Origin of the sequence: Halorubrum californiense DSM 19288, from assembly GCF_000336875.1 — an archaeon.
In the GTDB taxonomy this organism is placed as follows: Archaea; Halobacteriota; Halobacteria; order Halobacteriales; family Haloferacaceae; genus Halorubrum; species Halorubrum californiense.
Genome location: NZ_AOJK01000036.1, coordinates 79,431 through 101,269, shown reverse-complemented (window position 1 = coordinate 101,269; position 21,839 = coordinate 79,431). Strand labels below are relative to the sequence as shown.

Annotated in this window: 16 protein-coding genes and 1 tRNA gene; 3 read left to right on the top strand and 14 right to left on the bottom strand. The window is 69.2% G+C overall.

Going from position 1 to position 21,839, the window contains the following annotated elements; all coding sequences use genetic code 11:
• Position 1 precedes the first annotated feature (1 nt).
• Genes C463_RS07180 through C463_RS07170 form a run of 3 tightly spaced genes read right to left on the bottom strand, consistent with a single transcriptional unit; the run spans position 2 to position 6,395 of the window.
• Positions 2-529 (bottom strand): DUF7287 family protein, encoded by a 528-nt coding sequence (locus tag C463_RS07180; RefSeq protein WP_008442400.1) that lies wholly within the window; start codon positions 527-529, stop codon positions 2-4.
• Positions 519-2,549, bottom strand: a complete 2,031-nt coding sequence (locus tag C463_RS07175) for a type II secretion system F family protein (protein ID WP_008442399.1) — start codon at positions 2,547-2,549, stop codon at positions 519-521. The genes C463_RS07180 and C463_RS07175 overlap by 11 nt, the downstream gene beginning before the upstream one ends.
• A 27-nt stretch (positions 2,550-2,576) precedes the next feature.
• Positions 2,577-6,395, bottom strand: coding sequence for a type II/IV secretion system ATPase subunit (locus C463_RS07170; protein WP_008442397.1), 3,819 nt, complete (start codon positions 6,393-6,395; stop codon positions 2,577-2,579).
• Between the two features lie 107 nt (positions 6,396-6,502).
• On the opposite strand from C463_RS07170, the gene C463_RS07165 reads away from it, so the two are divergent.
• A complete protein-coding gene (locus C463_RS07165) occupies positions 6,503-7,201 on the top strand; it encodes a DUF1405 domain-containing protein (protein ID WP_049905656.1) in 699 nt (232 codons plus the stop codon).
• Between the two features lie 126 nt (positions 7,202-7,327).
• Here C463_RS07165 and C463_RS07160 read toward each other — a convergent pair.
• From C463_RS07160 to C463_RS07150, 3 genes are all read right to left on the bottom strand, one after another.
• Positions 7,328-7,400 (bottom strand) — tRNA-Arg (locus tag C463_RS07160).
• Between the two features lie 52 nt (positions 7,401-7,452).
• Positions 7,453-7,737: a Sec-independent protein translocase subunit TatA/TatB gene (locus C463_RS07155; RefSeq protein ID WP_008442394.1), complete on the bottom strand. Its 285-nt coding sequence runs from the start codon at positions 7,735-7,737 to the stop codon at positions 7,453-7,455.
• 81 nt (positions 7,738-7,818) lie between these two features.
• On the bottom strand, positions 7,819-8,736 hold the full coding sequence (locus tag C463_RS07150) for a hypothetical protein (protein ID WP_049905655.1): 918 nt from the start codon (positions 8,734-8,736) through the stop codon (positions 7,819-7,821).
• A gap of 150 nt (positions 8,737-8,886) precedes the next feature.
• Between C463_RS07150 and C463_RS07145 the strand changes: the two genes are divergently transcribed.
• Positions 8,887-9,357, top strand: a complete 471-nt coding sequence (locus C463_RS07145) for a redoxin domain-containing protein (RefSeq protein WP_008442392.1) — start codon at positions 8,887-8,889, stop codon at positions 9,355-9,357.
• Positions 9,358-9,389: 32 nt separating this feature from the next.
• Here the strand turns inward: C463_RS07145 and C463_RS07140 are convergent, their stop codons facing one another.
• The 3 genes from C463_RS07140 to gyrB form a co-directional block, all read right to left on the bottom strand.
• A complete protein-coding gene (locus C463_RS07140) occupies positions 9,390-11,402 on the bottom strand; it encodes an AMP-binding protein (protein WP_008442391.1) in 2,013 nt (670 codons plus the stop codon).
• A gap of 353 nt (positions 11,403-11,755) precedes the next feature.
• Positions 11,756-14,245: a DNA gyrase subunit A gene (gyrA, locus tag C463_RS07135; RefSeq protein WP_008442390.1), complete on the bottom strand. Its 2,490-nt coding sequence runs from the start codon at positions 14,243-14,245 to the stop codon at positions 11,756-11,758.
• Positions 14,242-16,158: a DNA topoisomerase (ATP-hydrolyzing) subunit B gene (gene gyrB, locus C463_RS07130; protein ID WP_008442389.1), complete on the bottom strand. Its 1,917-nt coding sequence runs from the start codon at positions 16,156-16,158 to the stop codon at positions 14,242-14,244. Before gyrB ends, gyrA begins: the two co-directional genes overlap by 4 nt.
• Positions 16,159-16,336: 178 nt before the next feature.
• Here gyrB and C463_RS07125 point away from each other — a divergent pair, with 178 nt between their 5' ends.
• A complete protein-coding gene (locus tag C463_RS07125; protein ID WP_008442388.1) occupies positions 16,337-17,548 on the top strand; it encodes an iron-containing alcohol dehydrogenase family protein in 1,212 nt (403 codons plus the stop codon).
• 40 nt (positions 17,549-17,588) lie between these two features.
• Here the strand turns inward: C463_RS07125 and C463_RS07120 are convergent, their stop codons facing one another.
• The 5 genes from C463_RS07120 to C463_RS07100 all read right to left on the bottom strand — a co-directional run bounded on the left by C463_RS07120 (position 17,589) and on the right by C463_RS07100 (position 21,718).
• Complete coding sequence (locus C463_RS07120; protein WP_008442387.1) at positions 17,589-17,990, bottom strand: nuclear transport factor 2 family protein; 402 nt, start codon at positions 17,988-17,990, stop codon at positions 17,589-17,591.
• A complete protein-coding gene (locus C463_RS07115; RefSeq protein ID WP_008442386.1) occupies positions 17,974-19,167 on the bottom strand; it encodes a potassium channel family protein in 1,194 nt (397 codons plus the stop codon). The genes C463_RS07120 and C463_RS07115 overlap by 17 nt, the downstream gene beginning before the upstream one ends.
• A 76-nt stretch (positions 19,168-19,243) precedes the next feature.
• Positions 19,244-19,768: a hypothetical protein gene (locus tag C463_RS07110; protein ID WP_008442385.1), complete on the bottom strand. Its 525-nt coding sequence runs from the start codon at positions 19,766-19,768 to the stop codon at positions 19,244-19,246.
• 30 nt (positions 19,769-19,798) lie between these two features.
• Complete coding sequence (gene mch / locus C463_RS07105) at positions 19,799-20,737, bottom strand: methenyltetrahydromethanopterin cyclohydrolase (RefSeq protein WP_008442384.1); 939 nt, start codon at positions 20,735-20,737, stop codon at positions 19,799-19,801.
• A gap of 447 nt (positions 20,738-21,184) precedes the next feature.
• On the bottom strand, positions 21,185-21,718 hold the full coding sequence (locus C463_RS07100; RefSeq protein WP_008442383.1) for a hypothetical protein: 534 nt from the start codon (positions 21,716-21,718) through the stop codon (positions 21,185-21,187).
• Positions 21,719-21,839 lie beyond the last annotated feature (121 nt).

Genomic DNA, 21,839 nt, shown 5'->3' with positions numbered 1-21,839 from the left:
CTCACCACACCCGCAGCGTGAGCCGGTAGGGTTCCGGTCCCCGCGGGTCTTCGGGGTCGTCGAGCGTGACGATGCGGCTCGCGGCCGAGACGCTCGTCCCGCTCGGCGGCGCGGGCCCGGCGCGCATGGAGACGTTGTCGCCGGTCGCGTTGAGCGACGCGACGGTCCCGCGCTGCGTGACGGTGAGGTTGAGTCCGCGCAGGTCGTCGACGCCGAGTTCCGCGTGAAGGTCGTCGGCGTTCGCCGTCCACGCGCAGTCTCCTTCGCCGAGCGTGTCCGGCGAGTCACCGCCGTCGAAGAACGCGAGCGTACAGGCGTGCGACAGCGTCGCGGTCGAGCCGGTCGCGGCGAGCGACGACTCCGCCAGCCGCGCCGCGCCGCGCTCGGCGACGATGACCGTCGCCCCCTCGCCGACGGCGTAGGGTTCCAACAGAGACGGGACGAACGCGAAGGTGAACCCGACCGCGACGAGGAACACCGACATCCCGACGACGAAGTCGAGGACCGTCTGCGCGCGGTCATCCGACATAGATCCACACCCCCAGCGCCAGCGTCATCAGGATCACGGCGAACTTCACGCCGGAGATCAGCTCCGCGTCGCGGATGTAGCCGCTGATGAACCCCGAGAGGATCGCTTGGATCGTCACCGCGTGGAAGAACAGCATGGAGAGGACATCGGGGTCGACGCCGCCCCCGCCGCCGCCGAATCCAGCTCCCCCACCGCCGTCGCTCTGTGAGACCAAGTCGCCCATCACGTCGATGAACTGCGTCTGGAGGATGGCCATCACGCCGAGCAGCGTGATGTACGTCATCACGATGATCGCGACCTGCATCCGGGTCCGGGACTTCCGCTCGCGTTCGATGTCGTCCTGGTTCTCGGAGGCCTGCGCGGCCGTCGTCAGGACGTCCGTGATCTGGGAGGAGGCCTCCTGCGCCTCCGTGATCAGCTTCACCGTCCGCGCGAGCCGCGGGACCGCGTACGAGTTGTTGAACTCCACGAGGGCGTCCCGCAGGCTCATCCCGTAGTTCACCTTCGCGTGGATCACCTCGAACTCGTCAGCGAGCTTTCCGGTCGACGTCTCGGAGACCGTGCGCACGGATTCGAGCAGCGTCTGGCCGGTGTCGTTCGCCGAGGAGAGCTTCCGCAGCGTCTCGGAGAGCTTCCCGGTCACCGCCCGGCGCGAGCGCTGGTGCCACTCGTAGAAGATCCCCAGCGGGATCAACACGACGTACAGCGGCACGTAGAGCCAGACGAACGCCGACCACACCGGGCGGGCGACCCACCCGTCGAACGTCGTCGGCGCCGACCCGGACGCGACCGCGATGCCGACGAGCGCGAGCGCCGCAGGCACGGTCAACGCGAGAGTGTACAGCGGGTTTTCGCGGAGGAAGAGGTGCGGCGCGGAGAGTATCTCCATCGTCTTGTGGGTCCCCTCGCGGTCGCGGATGCGGTCGAAGACGCCGAAGCTCCCGACGAACGCCTCCACGAGCCCGAAGTGGAGGAGCCCCTCTTGGCTCGTCTGTCGGAGCCGTTCGCTCCCGCCGTCGGGCTGGAGGTAGCCGTCGCCGGGCTCGTCCTGTTTCACCGTCGAGACCAACACGAGGAAGCCGGCGCCGACGAGGGGAATGAGCAGGTAGACGGTCGCGTACAGCAGCCGGTCGTCGGCCTCGCCCATCATCCCCATGATGACGAGGATGATGATGAGGAGGAGCGGGAACAGCGAGAGCGTCATGTACATCTCGCCGAACAGCTCCAAGGTCTCCAAGGTCATCTCGCGCTCCTGTTTCGACGTGCGGAGGTGTTTCTCTTTTTTGTCCTTCAGGAAGCTCTCCATGTCGCCGCCGGAGTTGACGATGGAGAGCATGTCCGCGAGGAACTGCGAGAGCTCGTCGGAGGGGGTCTCCATCGACTGCTGGCGGATCGCGTTCCGGTAGTCGGTGCCGAAGTACTCCGTCTCGTTGACGATGCTCTGGAACTCGCGGGACACCTCGCCGTACGTGTCCTCGGCGGTCGCCATCGCGCGCAGGATCTCGAGCTGGTTGAGCCCGCCGACGGAGAGCGCGTACATGAACGACACGGAGTCCGCGAGCAGGAGGTTGATCTCCCGCTTCCGCGCGGAGGCCCGCGAGTACGGGACCGCGACGAGGCCGCCGAACCCGATCGCGAACCCGATCGAGCCGAAGATCAGCCCGCTGAGTAGCACCGCCGTGGGCACCACGAGCGAACGGAGCAGCTCCTTGATCGCGGGCGTCGGCGCCGGCATGCCGAGCGAGAGCGCCTCCGGAGCTATCAGACCGAGCGAGAACACGCCGTAGCCGACCAAGGTGCCGAGCGCCCACAGCGCCCCGCCGACTATCAGTCCGACCGCCAGCGCCAGCGAGACGTACATCTCGACCTGGTCGGGCATCCGCGCCTCCGCCAGCTTGCGCTCGACGTCCGCGACGAGGTCACCTTCGGGGTCGAACAAGAGCTCGAAGACCGGGTAACACAGCTCCGCGAGGACGTTCGTGTCGACGCCGCCGTCGCCCGCGTCCACGTCGAGGCTCACGGCGCGGCCCTCACGGCGGGCATGGGGTCACCCGTCCTCCGCGGGCTCGACGGCGTCGAACCCCCAGTCGTCGATCTCTTCGGCCGATCCGTCGTCAGCCTCGTCCGTCTCCTCGGTGTCGTTCCCCTCGTTGATCTCTCCGTCGGCCCCGGCCGATCCCTCGTCGTCGACCTCGCCGGAGGCCTCGTCGGCGACGGGGTCCGCCGCGCTGAATCCCCTGCTCACGTCGGGGGCCGGTTCCGCGTCAGGGTCGGGGGGCGCGTCGGTATCGGGCGCTGCGCCGCTCTCCGGCCCCCCCTCGGGCGCCGCGAGTACGTCGACCCCCTCGTCGAACGGCTCCTCGAAATCGATCCGGTCTTGATCGCCAGATCCGTCGCCCGCGGGCGTCTCCGCCGCCTCGGAGACGCCCTCGAAGTCGCCGTGTGCGGGGTCCGGTGACTGGACGCCAGACCGGCCAGCTTCGGCCGCGGAAGCGTCGGGCGCATCGGCGTCCGCGGCGGCGGGCTCGCCCCCCGTCGCCGCCTCCGGGCCGGCCGCGCTCCCGGACGCCGCGTCCGCCTCGCGGGCCGTCTCGGCGAGCGCCTCGCGGTCGCCCGCCGGGGCGGCCTCGACGTCGGCGGCGTGGGTCATCTCCAAGAGCGCGTCGGCGACCGAGTCGGGCACCTCGCCGCGGTACGTCTCGAAGAGGTCCTCCGCCGCGTCGAGTATCTCCGCGGCCTCCGTCTCGCCGTCGTCGTCGGGCGTCGGGCGGGGGACCAGCTCCTCCTTCTCGCGGTCGACGTTGATCAGCACGGACTCCATCTCGCGGAGGTCCTCCAGCGAGCGCTCCAGCTCGTCGTTGGCCATCAGCGCGAGGACCGTCTCCGGGTCGTTGATGAACGCCTGGAACGTCGCCGCCACCTGCGCGTAGCTGTTGAGCCCGCGGTCGATGAGGTACGCCAGCACGACCCGTCGCTTGCGCAGCTCTTCGTCGAGGGTCGCCCGGCTCCAGCCGCGGTCGAACATGATGTCTTCGAGGGTGTTCGAGTCGCCCATCTGGAGGAACTCGTCCGTCTCCGCCTGCCACTGGAACACGTCCTGAACGTTGATCTCGTCGTTCTCGGCGTCGTAGTGGTTGATCTCGGTGATCGACTTGTTCCGGCGTACCTTCTTCCCCTGAACGCGGGTCGACGTCTGGATGGAGACCAGATCGAGCGCCGTGAACATCGTCTTCGAGACGTTGATCGGGTCGGTGGTGAACCGCTTGAGCACCTCGCCGACGGAGTCGGCGTGGAACGTGGTGTAGGTGGTGTGGCCGGTCGACATCACCTGGAAGGCGGTGCGGCCCTCCTCGCCGCGGATCTCGCCCATCACGATGTAGTCGGGACGCTGGCGGAGCGCGGCCTCCAGCAGGTCGAACTCGTCGATGTCGCCCTTGTCGTCGTCGGAGAAGGAAGGACGCGTGACGGAGGCGATCCAGTTGCGCTGGGGCAGCTCCACCTCGCGGGTGTCCTCGATGGAGACGATCTTCGCGTTCGAGGGGATGAACAGCGAGACGGCGTTCAGGCTCGTCGTCTTCCCGGACGCGGTGCCGCCCGCGAAGATCAGACTCTTGTGGTTCTCGATGGAGAGCCAGAGGAACGCCATTTCGTCGAGCGAGAACGTCTTCCAGTTGATCAGGTCGATCGGGGTGAAGGGAACGTCGTTGAACTGGCGGATCGTGTAGTTGGTCCCGTGGTCGGACACCTCGCGGCCGAGCGTGAGCTGGGCGCGCGAGCCGTCCGGGAGCGTGGCGTCCACCTGCGGCCGGCGCTTCGAGATCCCCTTCCCGGAGCGCTGTGCGAGCTTCACGACGAAGTCGTCCAGCTCGTCGGTGCCGTGGTAGACGTTGGTGATGATCTGCTCGTACTCGGAGTGGTAGACGAAGACGGGGGAGTCGTACCCGTCACAGGAGATGTCCTCGACGTTGATGTCGTACTTGATCGGGTCGATCCGCTCGTAGCCGACGAAGTCGCGCTTGAGGTAGTACAGCAGCTTCTCGACATGGTGGGCGGAGAGCGTCCGCGAGTCCTCCGCGAGCACCGCGGGCTCCGGCCGGGCGCTGATCTTCGGCGGGTCGTCGGGCGACTCGATCGGCGGCTCGTACCCCAGCGACTCCGCGATCCGGCCGGCGATCCCCTCCGTCGGGTCGACGCCGAACCGGTCGACCAGCGCGTCCGCGATCCCCCGCTCCTCGCCGTCGTCCTCGTAGAGCCCGTAGCGGTCGAGCAGCGTGCGCGCCTCCTCGACTATCACCTCCTCGCGGAACGCCTCGTCGCCGCCCGCGATCGACTCGTCCGCGTACTTGATCGACGTCCGGAGCTTGCCGGTCAGGAACTCCGTGAGGTCCGTCTCGATCTCCGTCCGGTACGGCTGGACGGCGTAGTACTTCGCCTCGTTCTCTTTCCGCGACCGAAAGACGATGACGAACGCGTACGGCTTGTTCACCCAGTAGCGCTCCTCCTCGCGGAAGTGGGTCTTCTTCGGCATCGGCACCGCCTTCTCCAGGTCGTACCGGTTCGTCAGCGTGGTGTGACCCTCGTCGGTCGAAAAGAACGCGTCCTCGTCGACCTCCGGGTTGACGTCCACGGTCCGCTCGTCGACGAGGTCGGCGAGGTCGGCCGCGGCCTCGCCGCCCGCGCCGAGCAGTTCCTCCGTTCGGTCCGGGTCGAAGCCGAGCGCCTCGGTCTTGTCCTCGTGCGTGAACGAGAGCGGCTCCTCCTCGCCCTCCTCGTTCTCCTCGGTCGGCGGGTTCCCGTCCTCGTCGAGGAAGAACTCCTCGCGGTAGTCGTCCCACGTGTAGTACCCTTTCAACACGGGGACCGAGTAGGGGTCGTACCGGGCCGCGCACATGTCCCAGAGGACATCGCCGACCGCGGCGGCCGCGCGGAACCGGTACTCCGTCTCGCTCGGGGCGAACCCGAGGAGCGCCGCCGGATCGAAGTCGACGCGATCCCACTCCTCCGGCGTCGGCGCGCGCGACGGCACGGACTCGACGTCCTCGCCGGACGCGACGACGACGCCGGAGACGCCGTGGTCCGGCTCAGTCTCGTTGCTTTCCGGTTCCGTCTCGGCTTCTTCCGGCTCCGGTTCACTCTGGTCCGGTTCCGGTTCGTCCCCGTCAGTCTCCGATTCGACCTGGTCCGACTCGGCATCGTCGTCCCCGCCTTCGTCGCCCTCACCGGTCGCCGGGGGTGCCGCCCGACGTTCACCGGTCGGCACGACGGCGGCGCCGTCGAGGACGACGGCGTCGGTGCCGACCACGAGCGTGCCCCGTTCAGGGGTACCGTGACCGGGGACGTCAGTCTCGCCGTCCGCTTCGAAGGGCTCGTCGACGCCCGGGGCGCGAACGACCCGGTCGACGCCGTTCGGCCGGTGGAGCGCGACGGCGTCCGCCGGGACGACCGGCGCGTCCGGCACGTCGGCGTACACCCGCTCCGCGGCGTCCTCGCGTCCCCGCTCCGCGAGCAGCGATCGCCAAGTGTACCGATCGGTGACGACCGGTTCGCCGTCGCTCGTTCCGTCCCGCTCGCCGGACAGCGGGAGTTCGGACGTCCCGTCGTCGGGAACGTCTGTCTCGGGTCCTTCCACCGGTTCTGCGTCCGATTCGGTTGTGTCCGCGTCCGGTTCAGTTGTGTCCGCGTCCGATTCGGTTGCGTCCGCGTCCGCCGCCGCACCCGCATCCTCTGCGTCCGTCACGTCCTCCGCGTCCGTCACGTCCTCCGCGTCCGTCACGTCCTCCGCGTCCGCCTCTACCGCGTCGGACGCCGATCGATCGCCCTCGGGACCGGATCGGGGGGCGGACCGCTCGGCGTCCTCGTTGGCCATGGTCTGAGGAACGGCGCATCCGTTGAAAAAGGTGTCTCGCAAAACACCGCGATTGATAATCGTCCGCGACGGGCGGATTTTAGACCCCTGCGCACCGATCGGTGACCGTGTCACGGGCCGAGCGACTCCGTCGACTTCGACGACTCCGCCGACCGGCGGTCAGGCGGCGGGTCAGGGCGGCGATCGCCGAGGAACTGCTCGGGACGCCGCGGAGCCTCGCCGCCGTCTGCGCGTTCACTGCGTTCATGCTCGCGGTGGGGATCGGGTACTACGCGCCGACCGCTGGTGAGGTGCCGGTCGCGCTCTGGCCGCTGTACGCGGACTCGGCGGTCGCCGTCGCGCTCGGGGGTATCGTCCTCGTGACTCTCGTCAGGACCGTGCGACGCGGCGGCGACGTCGTCGCGGAGGCCCCCGCGTCGCGAGGACTGGCGTACCTCCACACGCTCGCGTTCGTCTGGCTGGTCCAGTTCGGCGTCTGGCCGCTCGTCTCGCTTAACCTCGCGTTCGGCGAGTACGTCGCCGCGCCCGACGCTTGGATCTACTACTGGGGCGTGATCGGCACCCACCTGTTGTTCGTGGGGCTCGCGCTGCTGTTCCCTGCGTTCGGTCGGACCACTCGCGGCGCGCTCGCGACGGCGCTCGCGCTCGGCGTCGCGAACGCCGTCGTCGACTACGGGTTCGGTTACCACCCGCCGCTGCTGTACGAGCCCGGCCTCGGGTTGGCGGCCGCGACGCTCGCCATCGCGGTCGGATCGGTCGCGCTCGCGTCGCACTCGTTCCCGCGACTCGGCGAAGAATCGGAGTGAGACGCGTTCGAGTGGTCAGAAGCGAGAAGGCGAATTGCTCCGCGAGGGCGCGGCGGGATCCACGCGAGCGAACGCAGTGAGCGAGCGTGGAGCCAGTCGCGCCCGTGACGGAGCGGAGCGAAGTCACGGGCGCGACGGGATTCGAACCCGCGATCGAGAGGTTAGGAACCTCTCGCCCTGTCCGCTAGGCCACGCGCCCAGAACGGGTGGAGAAAACGGGACGGCTGGGATCGGTCGGCGGAGGGGCCGGCTTACGCGCTGGTTTCCTTGTCGGTCTCGGTCTCGAGCTCGTCGAGCTCGTCGAGGTCGTCGTCCTCGTCGTCGAGCGTCGAGTCCGCCGTCTCGCCGTCTTGCATGTCTTTCAGTTCCTCTTCGACCTGTTCGCGGCCCTTCTTGAACTCTCCCATCGCCTGGCCGGTCGACCGGGCGAGCTTCGGGATCTTGTTCGCGCCGAACAGCAGGACCAGCACGAGCAGGATGATGAGGAGCTCCGGCCCCGCCGGAATGCCGCCGATCAGTGGTGTCGCACTTATCATCTCTATTCCGCTGTAGCCCTGTGGCGACTATAGTCTTTTTGCCTCGTCGGATCGTCGCGCGGCCGCGACGAGGCGAGCGGATCAGTCGGGGCGAGCGAGCTGCGCGAAGTACCAGTCGCCGTCGTAGCGGACGAGCGGTACGACTCCGTCGTCCGTCGAGACGGCGTCGATAACGGCCGCGAACGCGTCGGAGTGTGGAGGGACCTCCGCGTACTCGGAGTCGATCGCCGCGTCGAGGACTTCCTGCTGGTCCCCGGTCGGGTCGTCGAGCGAGCGGCCGCGCGCCTCACCGACGGTCTCGCGGAAGTCGCGCTGCGACGAGGCGACGCGGTCGGCGCTGACGGCGACGGTCCGCACCTCGACCGACCGCTCTTCGTCGAACGAGAACCGGAGCAGTTCGCCGTCCCACGCGACCCGTTGCCCGTCGTTCTCGGGCACGAATCGGGAACGCTCCCGCCGCTCGGCGGACGCGTACGCGAAGGTGACCCCGAACGGCGTGTAATGCGGCGCGTGGACGAGCGACGCGTCTCCGATCGCGTCGCGGACGGCGTCCCGATCGCGATCCGGCAGGTCCGCGAACGACGCGCTCGACGGGGGACCGAAGAAAAACGAGTCGAGGGGCTCGACTTCCACCGTGTACGCGTAGCCCGGCGCCGCGACGGCTCGGACCGTCTCCGTCGCGATCCGGTAGTACTCGGCGTCGTCGGTGACGACGTACGGCGCCGAGACGTCGGGCCCGTAGTATCCGTCCACGGTGCCTTCTCCGCCGCCGATCGCGGTCCTGACGGCGCCCCGTCCCGCGTGCCCGACGGCGTCGACCGGCGTGCTAAACTCGTTCGAGACGCCGACCGGCGAGGCCTCGTCGAGCCGGAGCACCGTTCGTGAACGGGGATCCGTCTCGCGGTCGCCGGTGAGACAGCCCGACAGCGCCGTCAGCGACGCTGCCGAAGCGAGCAGTACCGTCCGTCGACGGGAGGGGCCGCGTGGAGGGCGGGACATCGACGGGCGTTCGTCGTCGACCCACTTGATTCCCCCCGGATCGCTCGACGAGGAGCCACCGGTTGCCGCCGAATTCGGTGGGCGATGGCTCGGATCCCGCCCGGGTTCCGCCGTCGAAACGGTGATACGCGCGGCCGACGAGGGTCCGGTATGCCAGACGTCGGCGACGACGCCCCCGACTTCACCGGATCGCTCGTTGACGGCGACATCGAGCCGTTCGAACTCGCCGATCACCTCGGCGACGAACCGGTCGTGCTCGCCTTCTTCCCCGCCGCCTTCTCGAACACCTGTACCGACGAGATGGAGGCGCTGCGCGACGGGTTCGACCGCGACGACTGTACCCTATTCGGCGTGAGCACCGACCTGCCGCACGCGCTCGGCGCGTACCGCGTCCAGTACGACCTGCCGTTCGCGCTCGTGGGCGACCCGGACCACCGCGCGATAGCGGCGTACGACGTGATCGAGGACTTCGAACACTACGGCGTCGAGACCGTCGCGCAGCGCGCCGTCTTCGTGATCGACGCGGACGGGACCGTGACGTACCGCTGGCTCGCGGAGAACGCCGGACGGGAGCCGGACTACGACGCGCTCGCCGAGGCGGTAGCGGACGCGACCGCCTGAGGTGACGAGGCGGACGGAACCGTTCGAAGCGCTCAGGCGGGGTCGCGCAGCGCCTCCAGCGCCTCCGGGTTCTCCATCGACGAGAGGTCGCCCGGGTCCTCGTCGTTGTACACCGACTCGATCGCGCGCCGGATGATCTTCCCCGACTGCGTCTTCGGGAACGCGTCGACGAACAGCAGTTCGCGCGGGCGGAACGGCTTGCCGTGTTCGTCCCCAACCAGCGCCCGGAGCTCCTCGCGGAGGTCGTCGCTCGGGTCCACGCCCGGTTCGAGGACGACGTACGCGACGACCGCGGTGCCGGTGGTGTCGTCGGGCACGCCGACCGCGGCGGCCTGGTTGACGGCGTCGTGGTCGATGAGGACGCCCTCGATCTCGGCCGGGCCGACCTTCCGCCCCGCGACGTTGAGCGCGTCGTCGGCGCGGCCGTGGAGGAACCAGAAGCCGTCCTCGTCCTTCTGCGCGAAGTCGCCGTGGTCCCACAGGTCGGGCCACGTCGACCAGTACTCGTCGAGGTACCGCTCGTCGCCCGACCACAGCGACTTCGTCATCGAGGGACAGGAGTCGCGCGCGACGAGGTAGCCGCGTTGCCCCGAGTCCATCACCGACTCGCCGGTCTCGTCGACGATGTCGATGTCCATCCCGAGTCCGGGCCCACCGAGGGTACAGGGCTTGAGGGATTGGTTCGGCATCGGCATCAGGAAGCAGCCGCAGATCTCGGTGCCGCCGGAGATGTTGACGATGGGACACTCGCCGCCGCCGACCGCGTCATAGAACCAGCGCCACGACTCGGGGTCCCACGGCTCGCCGGTGGAGCCCAAGATCCGGAGCGAGGAGAGGTCGTGGCCGTCGACCCACTCATCTCCGTGCTTGCGGAGCGCGCGGATCGCGGTCGGCGAGATGCCGAACTGCGTGATCCCGTGTCGGTCGATCATCTCCCAGAAGCGGTCGGGGTCGGGGTGGTCGGGCGCGCCCTCGTACATCACCACCGTGCCGCCGAACGCGTGGTTGCCGATCAGCGTCCACGGGCCCATCATCCAGCCGATGTCGGAGACCCAAAAGAACCGGTCGGCGGCCTTCTGGTCGAAGCCGAAGTGGATTTCCTTCGCGCACTGCGTGAGGACGCCCGCATGAGTGTGGACGATCCCCTTCGGCTCGCCGGTGGTGCCGGACGAGTACAGTAGCATCGACTCCTGATCGCTCGGGAGGCGCTTCGTCTCGTACGTCGACGGCTGCGAGCCGACCGCCTCGTCCCACGTCCGGTCGCGGTCGTCGTTCCACGGGACCGGATCCGCAGAATCACCCACCGGAGTCGCCCCGAGCCGATCGTACACCACCACCTCCTCGACGTGGCCGGCGTCCGCGATCGCCGTATCGGCGGTCTCTTTCAGCCGGACCTCGTCGCCGCGCCGGTAGAACCCGTCGCCGGTGAACAGCACCGAGGGCTCCGCGTCGTCGAGCCGCGTCGCGGTCGCCTCCCGGCCGAACCCGGAGAAGATCGGCACCGCGATCGCGCCGATCTTGAGACAGCCGTAGAGGATCGCGACGACCTCGGGCACCATCGGCATGTACAGCCCGACGGTGTCGCCGGTCTCGATCCCCGCCTCGGTCAGGTAGTTCGCGACGCGGTCGCTCTGTCGCCGGAGTTCGTGGAAGGTGATCTCGCGGACGTCGCCGGGTTCCCCCTCCCAGATCAGCGCGACGCGGTTCCGATTGGGCGAGTCGACAGCGGCGTGGCGGTCGACGACGTTGTGGGCCACGTTGACCTCGCCGCCCGGGTACCAGTCGGAGAACTGTGGCCCGTCGGCGTCGTCTCGGACGGCGTCGTAGTCGCTGTAGAACTCGATGTCGAGGTAGTCGACGATCTCGTCCCAGAACCAGTCGACGCCGGATTCGGGCTCGCCCGCGACGTCCGAGGTGGTACGCTCGATGAGTTCCTCGTAGTCGTCGATCCCGTACTCGCGCATGAACGCGGCGACGTTCGTCGACTCCGCGAACGCCTCGCTCGGCTCGTGTACGACCTCGTCTATCCCCTCGTACTCGTCCATCTCGTCCGGGGGTTTTCGCGGCGACAGTAAGTAACTTTCCTGAAGAACCGACCGCGGGTCGACGCACTCGCCCGCGACCTCGACGCGGTCGGACTCCTCGGCGTACGACGTCCCGTCGCCCCCCTCGACGACCACGTCCACGTCGGCCGGGTCGTCGCCGGGGTTTTGCACCGTCATGTCGAGCCGCCCCGGCTCGGCGTCGCGCAAGCCGAGACAGCCATCGGTCGCGGCCGCGATGGCGCCGGCGCTCGTCGCGAGGAGTTCGCGTCGTTCCATATGGGTCGCTGGTCGCAGCGGGAGTTCAACTGCTGACACGCGGGCGTCGATAGCGAGAGGAAGAAACCGACGGAGCGTTACTCGTCGTCCGTCTCGGCGCGGTCGTTCGCGACGGCGTGGACCGACTCGGGGACGATGTCGACGGACGCGACCTCGTCGTCGGGGTCGAGGTTCATCACGATGACGCCCTTCGTGTTGCGGCTCACCGTCGATATCTCCTCGACGCGGGTCCGCATGATCTGGCCGGCCCCGCTCATCGCGACGAGGTGGTCGCCGTGGGTGACCGCCTCGATGGCGACGACCTCGCCGTTGCGGTCGCCGGTCTTGATGTCTATCAGTCCCTTCCCGTTACGGGACTGGAGGCGGTACTCGTCGAGGTCCGAACGCTTCCCGTAGCCGTTCTCGGTGACGGTGAGCACCCAGTTGTGGTACTCGTCGTCGATGGCGGCGACGCCGGCGACGGCGTCGCCCTCGCGGAGGTCGATGCCGATCACGCCGCGGGCCGTGCGCCCCATCGCCCGGGCGTCCGACTCGTCGAAGCGGATCGCCATCCCGTTCCGACTGCCGATGACGATGTCCGTCTCGCCGTCGGTCACCTCGACGTCGACGAGCTCGTCGCCGTCCTCCAGCCGGATCGCGCGGATACCGGTCGACCGGATGTTGCCGAACTCGTCGACGGCGGTCCGCTTGATGTAGCCGTCGCGGGTGACCATCGTGAGGAACTCGTCGTCGTCGAGGTCGTCCGTGTTGACGACCGACTCGATCTCCTCGCCGTCGTCGAGGTCGAGGAGGTTGACCGCGGACTTCCCGCGCGCCGTGCGGGACATCTCCGGGATCTCGTAGGTCTTCAGCTCGTAGATCTGGCCGCGGTTCGTGAAGGCGAGGAGGTAGTCGTGGGAGTTGGCCGCGAACACCGAAGAGACGCGGTCGCCCTCCTTGAGCCCGGTGCCGATGATCCCCTTGCCGCCGCGGTTCTGCGCGCGGAACTCGTCGAGCGGCATCCGCTTGATGTAGTCGTCCTCGCTCATCACGACGACGCACTCCTCCTCGGGGATGAGGTCCTCGTGGGTCACGTCGCCCGCGTCCTCGATGAAGCTCGTGCGGCGCTCGTCGTCGTACTCGGCTTTGATCTCCCGTAGCTCGTCGACGATCACCTGGTCGAGCTCGTCGGGGTCCGAGAGGATCGTCTCCAGCCGCTCGATCCGCGCTTTCACCTCCTCGTACTCCTCTTCGATCTCGGCCGTTTCCATCGACGTGAGCGAGCCGAGCTGCATCCGGACGATGTGGGCCGCCTGCGCCTCGGTGAAGTCGAACGTCGACTCCAGCGCGGCCTTCGCGGCGTCGCGGTCGTCGGAGTCCTGAATCGTCTCGACGACGCTGTCGACGTTGTCGAGCGCCTTGAGGCGCCCTTCGAGGATGTGCGCGCGGTCCTCGCGCTCGGCCAGCTCGTGTTCGGAGCGCCGACGGACGACCTCGCGCCGGTGTTCGACGTAGTGTTCGAGCGTCTGCTTGAGGTCCAGCACCTGCGGCGAGCCGTCGACGAGGGCGAGGTTGATGACGCCGAAGGTGCGTTCGAGGTGGCTCTCCAGCAGCTGGTTCTTGACAACCTCCGCCATCGCGTCGCGCTTGAGCTCGACGACGATCCGGATCCCGTCGCGGTCGGACTCGTCGCGGAGGTCGCGGATCCCCTCGATCGCGCCCTCGTTGACGTCCTCGGCGATGCGCTCGACGAGCCGCGACTTGTTCTGCTGGAAGGGGAGTTCGTTGATGACGATCCGACCCTCCTCCTCGTGGACGTCGAAGTCGGCGCGGACGCGGACCCGCCCGCGGCCCGTCTTGTACGCCTTGTGAACCGCGTTCCGCCCGACGATGTTCGCGCCGGTCGGGAAGTCCGGCCCCTTGACGTGTTCCATCAGGTCCTCGACGCTCGCGTCGGGCGTCTCGATCAGCTCGACGGTGGCGTCTATCACCTCGCCGAGGTTGTGCGGCGGGATGTTCGTCGACATCCCGACGGCGATGCCCGACGAGCCGTTGACGAGCAGGTTCGGGAACGCCGCGGGCAACACCGCCGGCTCTTCGAGGCGGTCGTCGTAGTTCGCCTGGAAGTCGACGGTGTCGCGCTCGATGTCCGCCATCAGCTCCTCCGCGATGGGGGACATCCGCGCCTCCGTGTAGCGCATCGCGGCCGGCGGGTCGCCGTCGACGGAGCCGAAGTTCCCCTGCCCGTCGACGAGCGGGTAGCGCATCGAGAAGTCCTGCGCCATCCGCGCGAGCGTGTCGTAGATGGCGCTGTCGCCGTGCGGGTGGTAGTCGCCCATCGTCTCGCCGACGACGGAGGAGGACTTGCGGTGCGCGGAGTTGCTCGTCACGCCCGCCTCGTTCATCGCGAAGAGGATCCGACGGTGGACGGGCTTGAGCCCGTCGCGAACGTCTGGGAGCGCGCGACCCGCGATGACGCTCATCGCGTAGTCGATGTACGACTGCTCCATCTCGTCTTCGATGCGGGCGTTCGTCACCTGCGCGGCGCGGACGTCGCCGGGGTCGGCGTCGGGGGTCTCGGAGCTCATATGTCCACCCACTCCGCCTCGGTCGCGTGCTCTTTGATGAACTGCTTGCGCGGCTCGACCGCGTCACCCATCAGCACGTTGAACATCCGGTCCGCCGCGGCCGCGTCGTCGATGGTGATCCGCTTGAGCCGGCGGTTCTCCGGGTCCATCGTGGTGTCCCACAGCTGGTCGGGGTTCATCTCGCCGAGGCCCTTGAACCGCTGGACCTGCGTCGGGTTGCCGTCGCACTCCTCCTCGACGATGCGGTCGCGCTCCGCCTCGGTCATCGCGTCGTACGTGTTCCCGCGGTAGCGGACGCGGTAGAGGGGCGGCTGGGCCGCGTACACGTAGCCCGCTTCGAGCAGGGGTTTCATGTGGCGGTACAGCAGCGTGAGGAGCAGCGTCCGGATGTGGGCGCCGTCGACGTCGGCGTCCGTCATCAGGATGATCTTGTTGTACCGGACGTCGTCGATGTCGAACTCCTCGCCGATGCCCGCGCCGATGGCGGTGATCAGCGCGCGGATCTCGTCGTTCTCGAGGATGCGGTCGAGCCGGTGTTTCTCGACGTTGAGGATCTTCCCCTTGAGGGGGAGGATCGCCTGGTTCTCGCGGTTCCGGCCCTGCTTGGCCGAGCCGCCCGCGGAGTCGCCCTCGACCACGAACAGCTCCGCCTCCGTCGGGTCGCGGGTCTGACAGTCCGCTAACTTGCCGGGGAGCGCGGTCGACTCAAGCGCCGACTTCCGGCGCGTGAGCTCCTCGGCCTTCTTCGCGGCCTTCCGGGCGCGGGCGGCCTCGGCGGCCTTGTGGACGACCTTCTCGGCCGTGTCCGGATTCTCCTCGAAGAAGGTGCCGAGCTTCTCGTGGGTGGCGGACTCGACGACGCCGCGGACCTCGCTGTTGCCGAGCTTCGTCTTCGTCTGCCCCTCGAACTGCGGGTCGGGGTGTTTCACCGAGACGACGGCCGTGAGCCCCTCCCGGACGTCCTCGCCCTTGAGGTTGGCGTCGAGGTCGTCGACGAGGCCGTGCTCGTTGGCGTAGTCGTTGACGGTGCGCGTCAGCGCGGTCTTGAACCCGGTGAGGTGCGTGCCGCCCTCGCGGGTGTTGATGTTGTTCGCGAACGCGTGGACGGAACCCTGGAGCTCCTCGGTCGCCTGCATCGCGACCTCGACGTGGACGCCGTCGGTCTCACCCTCGAAGTAGATGACCTCCTCGTGGATCGGCGAGCGCGTCTCGTTGAGGTAGGCGACGAACTCGCGGATGCCGCCGTCGTACTTGAACGTCTCCTCGGTGTCGTCGCGGTCGTCGACGAGCCGGATCTCGACGCCGGAGTTGAGGAAGGCGAGCTCGCGGAGCCGGTTGGCGAGCGTGGAGGTCTGGAAGTCGGTCGTCTCGAATATCTCCTCGTCGGGCCAGAAGCGGATCTCCGTCCCGGTCGACTCGTCGGCGTCCATGTCGCGGACGCGCTCGAAGCCGTCCTCGGCGGGCTCGCCGCCGGCGAACCGGTGGCGGAAGACGCCGCCGTCGCGTTTGACCTCGACCTCCAGCCGCTGGGAGAGCGCGTTGACGACGCTGACGCCGACCCCGTGGAGGCCGCCGGAGACCTGATACGACTTGGAGTCGAACTTCCCCCCCGCGTGGAGGACGGTCAGGATGACCTCCAGCGCCGGCCGGTCGTACTCCTCGTGGGTGTCGACGGGGATACCGCGGCCGTCGTCGCTGACGGAGACGGAGCCGTCGTCGTGGATCCGCACTTCGATCTCCTCGCAGTGGCCCGCGAGGGCCTCGTCGATGGAGTTGTCGACGACCTCGTAGACGAGATGGTGGAGCCCCCGACCGTCCGTGGACCCGATGTACATCGCCGGTCGCTTACGGACGGCCTGTAGGCCCTCAAGGACCTGTATTTGGCCGGCTCCGTATTCGCTCTGCTCTGACATAGGAACTTACCATCGCTAATCGCTGTCGGGTTATAAAGCCGGCGCACGCCCGCGCGCGTGAGAGCGTGCTACGTCGTTGTGCGGACCGGAAGCCCAGTTCGTCGTGTGCGGACGGCGAAGGCGACGCGTGGGTACGCTTCCCACAGCTACAAGCCGCGCCCCCGCGTACTCCTCCCAGATGCTACCGATCGCGGACTCCTTCGAACACGTCCACCGCGGCTGCGAGATCCGGTACGGTCGAGGGCGGATCGCCGACCTCGGCGGCTGGCTCGGCGAGCGCGACCTCGACGACGCCTTGGTCGTCTGCGGCTCGAACACGGGCGCGAACGACGCGCTGATGGACCCAGTCCGGGAGGGGCTCGGCGACCGACTCGCCGGCGTCTTCGACGGGACCACCCCCGACAAGCGGGTCGAGACCGCCTACGACCTGCTCGACGCGAGAGCCGAGGTCGGCGCGGACGTCCTCGTCGGGGTCGGCGGCGGCGCCAGCCTCGACGTCGCCAGACAGGCGACGCTGCTCGCGGCCGACGGCCGAGACATCGACGAACTCCGCGCCGACGCGGAGGCGGGCGGGGACGCGCTCGGCGATCTCGCCCCGGCGAGCGACCCTGCCGTCCCGTTCGTCGTCGTGCCGACGACGTTCGCGGGCGCCGACGTCTCCACCGGCGGGTCGCTGGAGGTGTTCGCGGCCGACGAGTCCCCGACCGACCAGCCGGTGAACGTCAGCGGGAGCGGCGCGTGGCCGATCGCGGACGTGGCCGACCCGGCGCTGTTCGAGACGACGCCGCCCTCGGTGCTGGCAGGATCGGCGATGAACGGCTTCAACAAGGGGATCGAGACCCCGTACGCCCGCGATGCCGACCCGGTGAGCGACGCGGCGGCGGTCCACGGGCTTCGACTTCTCTCGGACGCGCTCCCCCGCGTGGCCGGCGACCGGCCGGGCGGAGAAGAAGCGACGGACCGCGCGGTCGTGGGAGCGCTGCTCGTCCAGCTCGGCCGCAAGATCAACGTACTCCACGCGTTCGGCCACGGGTTCGCCCGCCGGTACGACATCCAGCAGGGCGCGATCCACGCCGTGATCGCCCCGCACGCGCTGGCGTACCTCTTCGACGAGGTCGACGCGAGCCGGCGGGCGCTCGCGGCCGGACTGGGGGTACGGACCGACGGCCGCGACGACGACGCGATCGCCGAGGACGTGGTCGCGGCCGTCGCCGGGGTCCGCGACGCGCTCGACGTCCCCACCAGACTCCGAGACCTGCCGGAGACCGACGAGGAGGACCTGCCGGCGATCGCCGAGTTCGTCGCCGAGGACCCGCCGATGGAGCGCGCCCCCGCCGACCTCGACGCGACCGCGGAGGGGGTCCTCGGCGTGTTGCGCGCCGCGTGGTAGGCGTCGGGTCGGCAGGCTCGTCGCCCCGCGTCGAACCGCCCTACGACTCGGCCGCGTACGTCTCCAGCGCGGTCAGCCGCCCCGCGTCGACCGAGAAGACGTCGACGAACGCGAACAGTTCCACGCCGTCTGCGTCGAGCAGTCGGCCGCGGACCGCAACGCCGTGACCGGCGGGGTACACCCGTTCGACGACGTGCGTCGTGTCGGTGTTCGGCCGCTCGTCGCGCATGAACGCGACGAAGCGGTCGCGTCCCTCGAAAGTCCGATCGGGGCGCCGCTGGATGAAGTCGGGAGCGAGGAGCGACGCCAGCCGGTCGTACTCGCCGGCGTCGAGCGCGTCGTAGTAGGCCAGCGCGAGGGCGGTGGGGTCCGGATCCTCGCCCGAACTCGGATCCCCGTCCGCGGTCGAACCCTCCCCGTCCGCCTCACGCCGCGAGGGCATCGAACTCCTCGGCGGAGGTGCGGGTCCCCTTCGAGATGATCACGTCGCCGCCGCGGAGGCTGGTGTCGATGTCGGGCCCGACCAGCCACTCGTCGCCCGTACGCCGGATCGCGAGGACGCTCGTCGAGATGTCCGTCGCGGGCACGCCGTCGACGACGTCGGTCCCGTCGAGGTCGCTCCCCGCGCCGACGACGGTGCGGGTGATGATCTCGTCGGACTCCTGCACCGCCATCTCCACGACCGGGTGGACGTCGAGGTCGCGGCGGACCCCCTCAGTGATCGCGAGCGCGGCGTCGGAAATCTCCTCGGTCGCGACGCCGAGATGGATGAGCCCGCGCAGCGACACCGGGTCGTCGGCCTCGGCGGCGGCCCGGAGCGTCCACGCCTCGAACCGGGACTGGAGCGCGTCCACTTCGATCTCGAGGTTGCTCACCTCCTCCGCCAGCTCCTCGTTGTCGAAGAGGACCGAGCCGTACGCGAGGTCGACGGCGAGTTCGGAGAGGTTCTTCATCAACACGATCGAGTCGACCGCGCGTTCGAGGTCGTCGATCGCGGGCTCGGCCTCTGGCTCCGGCTCGTACGGCTCCCCGCTCAGCTCGGGGTAGGCCGTCGCGACGCCGGCCTCGGGGCCGCGAAGCAGCGTCACGTCTCCCGCCTTCAGCCGGGTGGTCGGCCCGGGATTGAGGATCCAGTCCTCGTCGCGGCGGACCGCGATGACGCGGACACCGGTCACCGATTCGAGGTCGATGTCGTCGAGCGTCCGGCCGGCGTACGGGGAGTCGGCGACCACGGTCCCGCGGACGAGCGTCTCCACGCCCGCCGAGAGCGCGCCGCGCATCGCCTCGGGGAGGCCGATCTCCTCGGTGACGATCTTCGCGATGTCGCCCGCGGCGTCGGCGACCTTGTCGGCGGCCGCGATGACGCCGAGAACGGGCGCGAGCGTCTCCGCCTCGTTCGGGTTGCGCGCGGCGAGCATCAGACTCATCCGGGCGCGCATCTGGAGCACGTCCATCCGGTGTTCGAGCTCGACGACCTCGTGGGCGACCGTCGGGCTCCCGTGGAGGACCGCCGAGTACGACAGGTCGATGAGCAGCTCCGCGGTGTCCTTCATCTCGACGAGCAGGTCCTTGACGCTCGTCGGCTCGTAGCGGACCGTGCGCTCGTCGGAGCGTCCCATGTGCCTCCCTCTCCGGCACCGAGTAAAAGGCTTGTTGCGAGGGCGACGGGCCGGCGGAGTCACCCCGACGGCGAGGTCAGAGCCCGTCGCCGGCGACGTAAGCGGCCACCTCCGAGCCCCCCGGGTCACCGGCGACGGGCGCGGCGAGGTCGACGAGCGCGAGCCACCCCAGCAGCCGGGCCGCGCGGTTCCGCCACGCGGCCTCCCAGTCGGGATTTCGGGCCCTGTCGTGGCGGGGAACCCGGTCGCGAGTGGCCGCGAAGAGGTCGTCCGGGGTCAGCGGGTCGTCGGGGGAGGCGTCCCGCAGCGCCGCGAGCGCCTCGGGGACGAGGAGGACGCCATCGCGGAGCCCTTCCCGGACGCGTTCGGGAGTCGGCTCGACGTCGGTCCGGACGAACCCCCGCGAGGTCTCCTCGATGAGGCCGAGCGCGCGCAGGAACGCGAGCCAGTCGTTCGCGGTCTGTCGGTCGGGGAGGTCACACCGGCGACGGAGTCGGGCACAGCAGTCGTCGGTGTCGCCGGGGACGAGCGGCACCGCGCGCTGGTACTCGCGGAGCGCGTCGAAGTCAGCCGGGGGTTCGGGGACGGGTTTGAGTCGCACTGGTGCGTGAGGTCCGCGTCTGTCCGGGTTTCAGCGGTAACCGAACGACTCCGCGAGCAGTTCCTCGTCCGTCTCGCCGACGGTGTAGACGGGGCCGTCGACGACGTCGACGGTGACCTGCGCCGGGGCGAACACGCTCTCCGGGACCTCGTAGAAGTCCCAATCGGCGTCCTCGAACACGTCGACGAATGGGGTGCCGTACTCCTCGCTAGCGGTCGAGACGATCTCGCCGAAGCGGTCGTCGTCGCGCGCGACCTGGAGGTGGACCTCGCCGCCGTACGCGAGCGCGTCGTTTGTCCGGCCCATCGCCTCGGTCTCGTCGCGGGTCGGGGGCGCGAGCGGCGCCGAGCCCGAGGCGTGGAGCACGTCCGTGGGCTCGTAGCCGACCTCCAGCAGACGGAAGACGGCGAGTTCGGCGGCGCGGGCCGCGGTGGTGACGGATCCGGCGGTCGAACCGGTGGCGAACGTCGGGAGGAACACGCCGTCGGCGTCGACCTCGGCCAGCTCGGCGACCTGCTCGGCCACCTCCTCGTCGGGCAAGGTCGTCGACTCGATCGCCAGCGTCGCGAACTCGGAGGAGTCGTAGTAGCCGACCCGCTCGAACTCGGTCTCGCGGCCGACGAGCGCGCGGGCCGGCCCGGAGCCGAGCCCCTCGAAGCCGCCCTCGGTCGTCAGCTCCCAGCCGGCCTTCTGCGAGCAGAGCAAGGCGACCGCGGGGTGATCGGTCGACAGCTCGACGTACTGGCGCGGCGCGCCCGCGAGTTCGCCCATCCGCGTCTGGAGGTTCGCCAGCCCGGCGGTCTGGATCTCCGCGAGCAGCAGTCCGGCCTCGACCCCGCCGGCCGCGTCGATTCCGAAGTCGACGACGGTGGCGCCGTTGTCCAGCTCGTAGCCGACGACGTCCAGTTCGCCGGCGAAGTCGAGCGCCTCGTCGACCAGTTCGATCGCGGTCCGATTGATGCTTTCCATGGGCGAACCTACTGGCTCCCCGTTTAAGGGGTTTGGCTGTTCGACTCGGCGGGTCGCCGGAGATCCGGAGTGAGCCACTTATAAAATGACGAGGCGGTGGCGCGTGCCGATGAGCGCCGCAGCGCGGCGCGAATCGCACGCGCGAGGTCGCCGGCGCTACGCGCCGGCTGCCAGAGAATCTTCGATTCTCGCTGGAGTCGGTGGTCCTCCGCTTCGCTCCGGACCACCGACGAGGCTGGGGGGGCGTGAGGTGCGGTCGCTGTGCGGTGCGGGGCGGGACTCAAAGGGGCAGTCGCGAGGCGGGCGCAGGTGACGTAAGCACCGCAGGGAGCGAACGGCGTGAGCGACCGAGGAGCGCAGCGAGCGTGCGCCCGCCTCGCGACTGGGGCTTTGGCGGTGTTCGCCACGGATCTACTGTGAACGATTTATAAACGACTACTCAATTAGTCACCAGAAGCCGCCGTCTGAGTCGCTCGGGCCGCCGGCCTCGCCGGGACCGCCCGGTCCGCGCGGGCCGCTCGGCCGCGGATCGGGGTTGATCTCGACGGGCTCCGCCGCTGCTGCCGGATCAATTTCTCTCCCCGCTTCGAACCGAACGAACGAGAGGTAGAAGGGCTCGCCGCAGCCGACGCCCTCGGCGTCCGGCTCCCGGTACGGTTCGTCCCCGCCGACGTCGGTGCCGCGCACGCCGTCGTGGGGGTCCCACTCGACGCCGTCGCTCTCGCCGCAGACGAACCTGACGCCGTCGGCGTCGACCGCGTCGCCGTCGCTCTCGCCGCCCCCTCCCTCGTCGCCCTCTCCATCGCCATCTTCTCTTTCGCCGCCCTTCGCTTCCTCCGCGTCGAACGGCTCGGTCGGCGCGACGTACGTCCACCCCTCAAGCGGGTACGGCGTCACCGACTTGTCCGCGAGGTACCCCTCGCGTTCGAGCGCGACGAGCGTCCCGCAGTGCGGACAGTAGTACGTGACCGGGTAGCTCATACGCCTCGTACGGGACCGACCGATAAACAGCCGTCGCCGCCGCGTCAGCTATTTGATCGTTCGGACCGACGTGTCGGTATCTCATCGGACTCCACTTCGGACGACCCCGGCGAACCTGAAT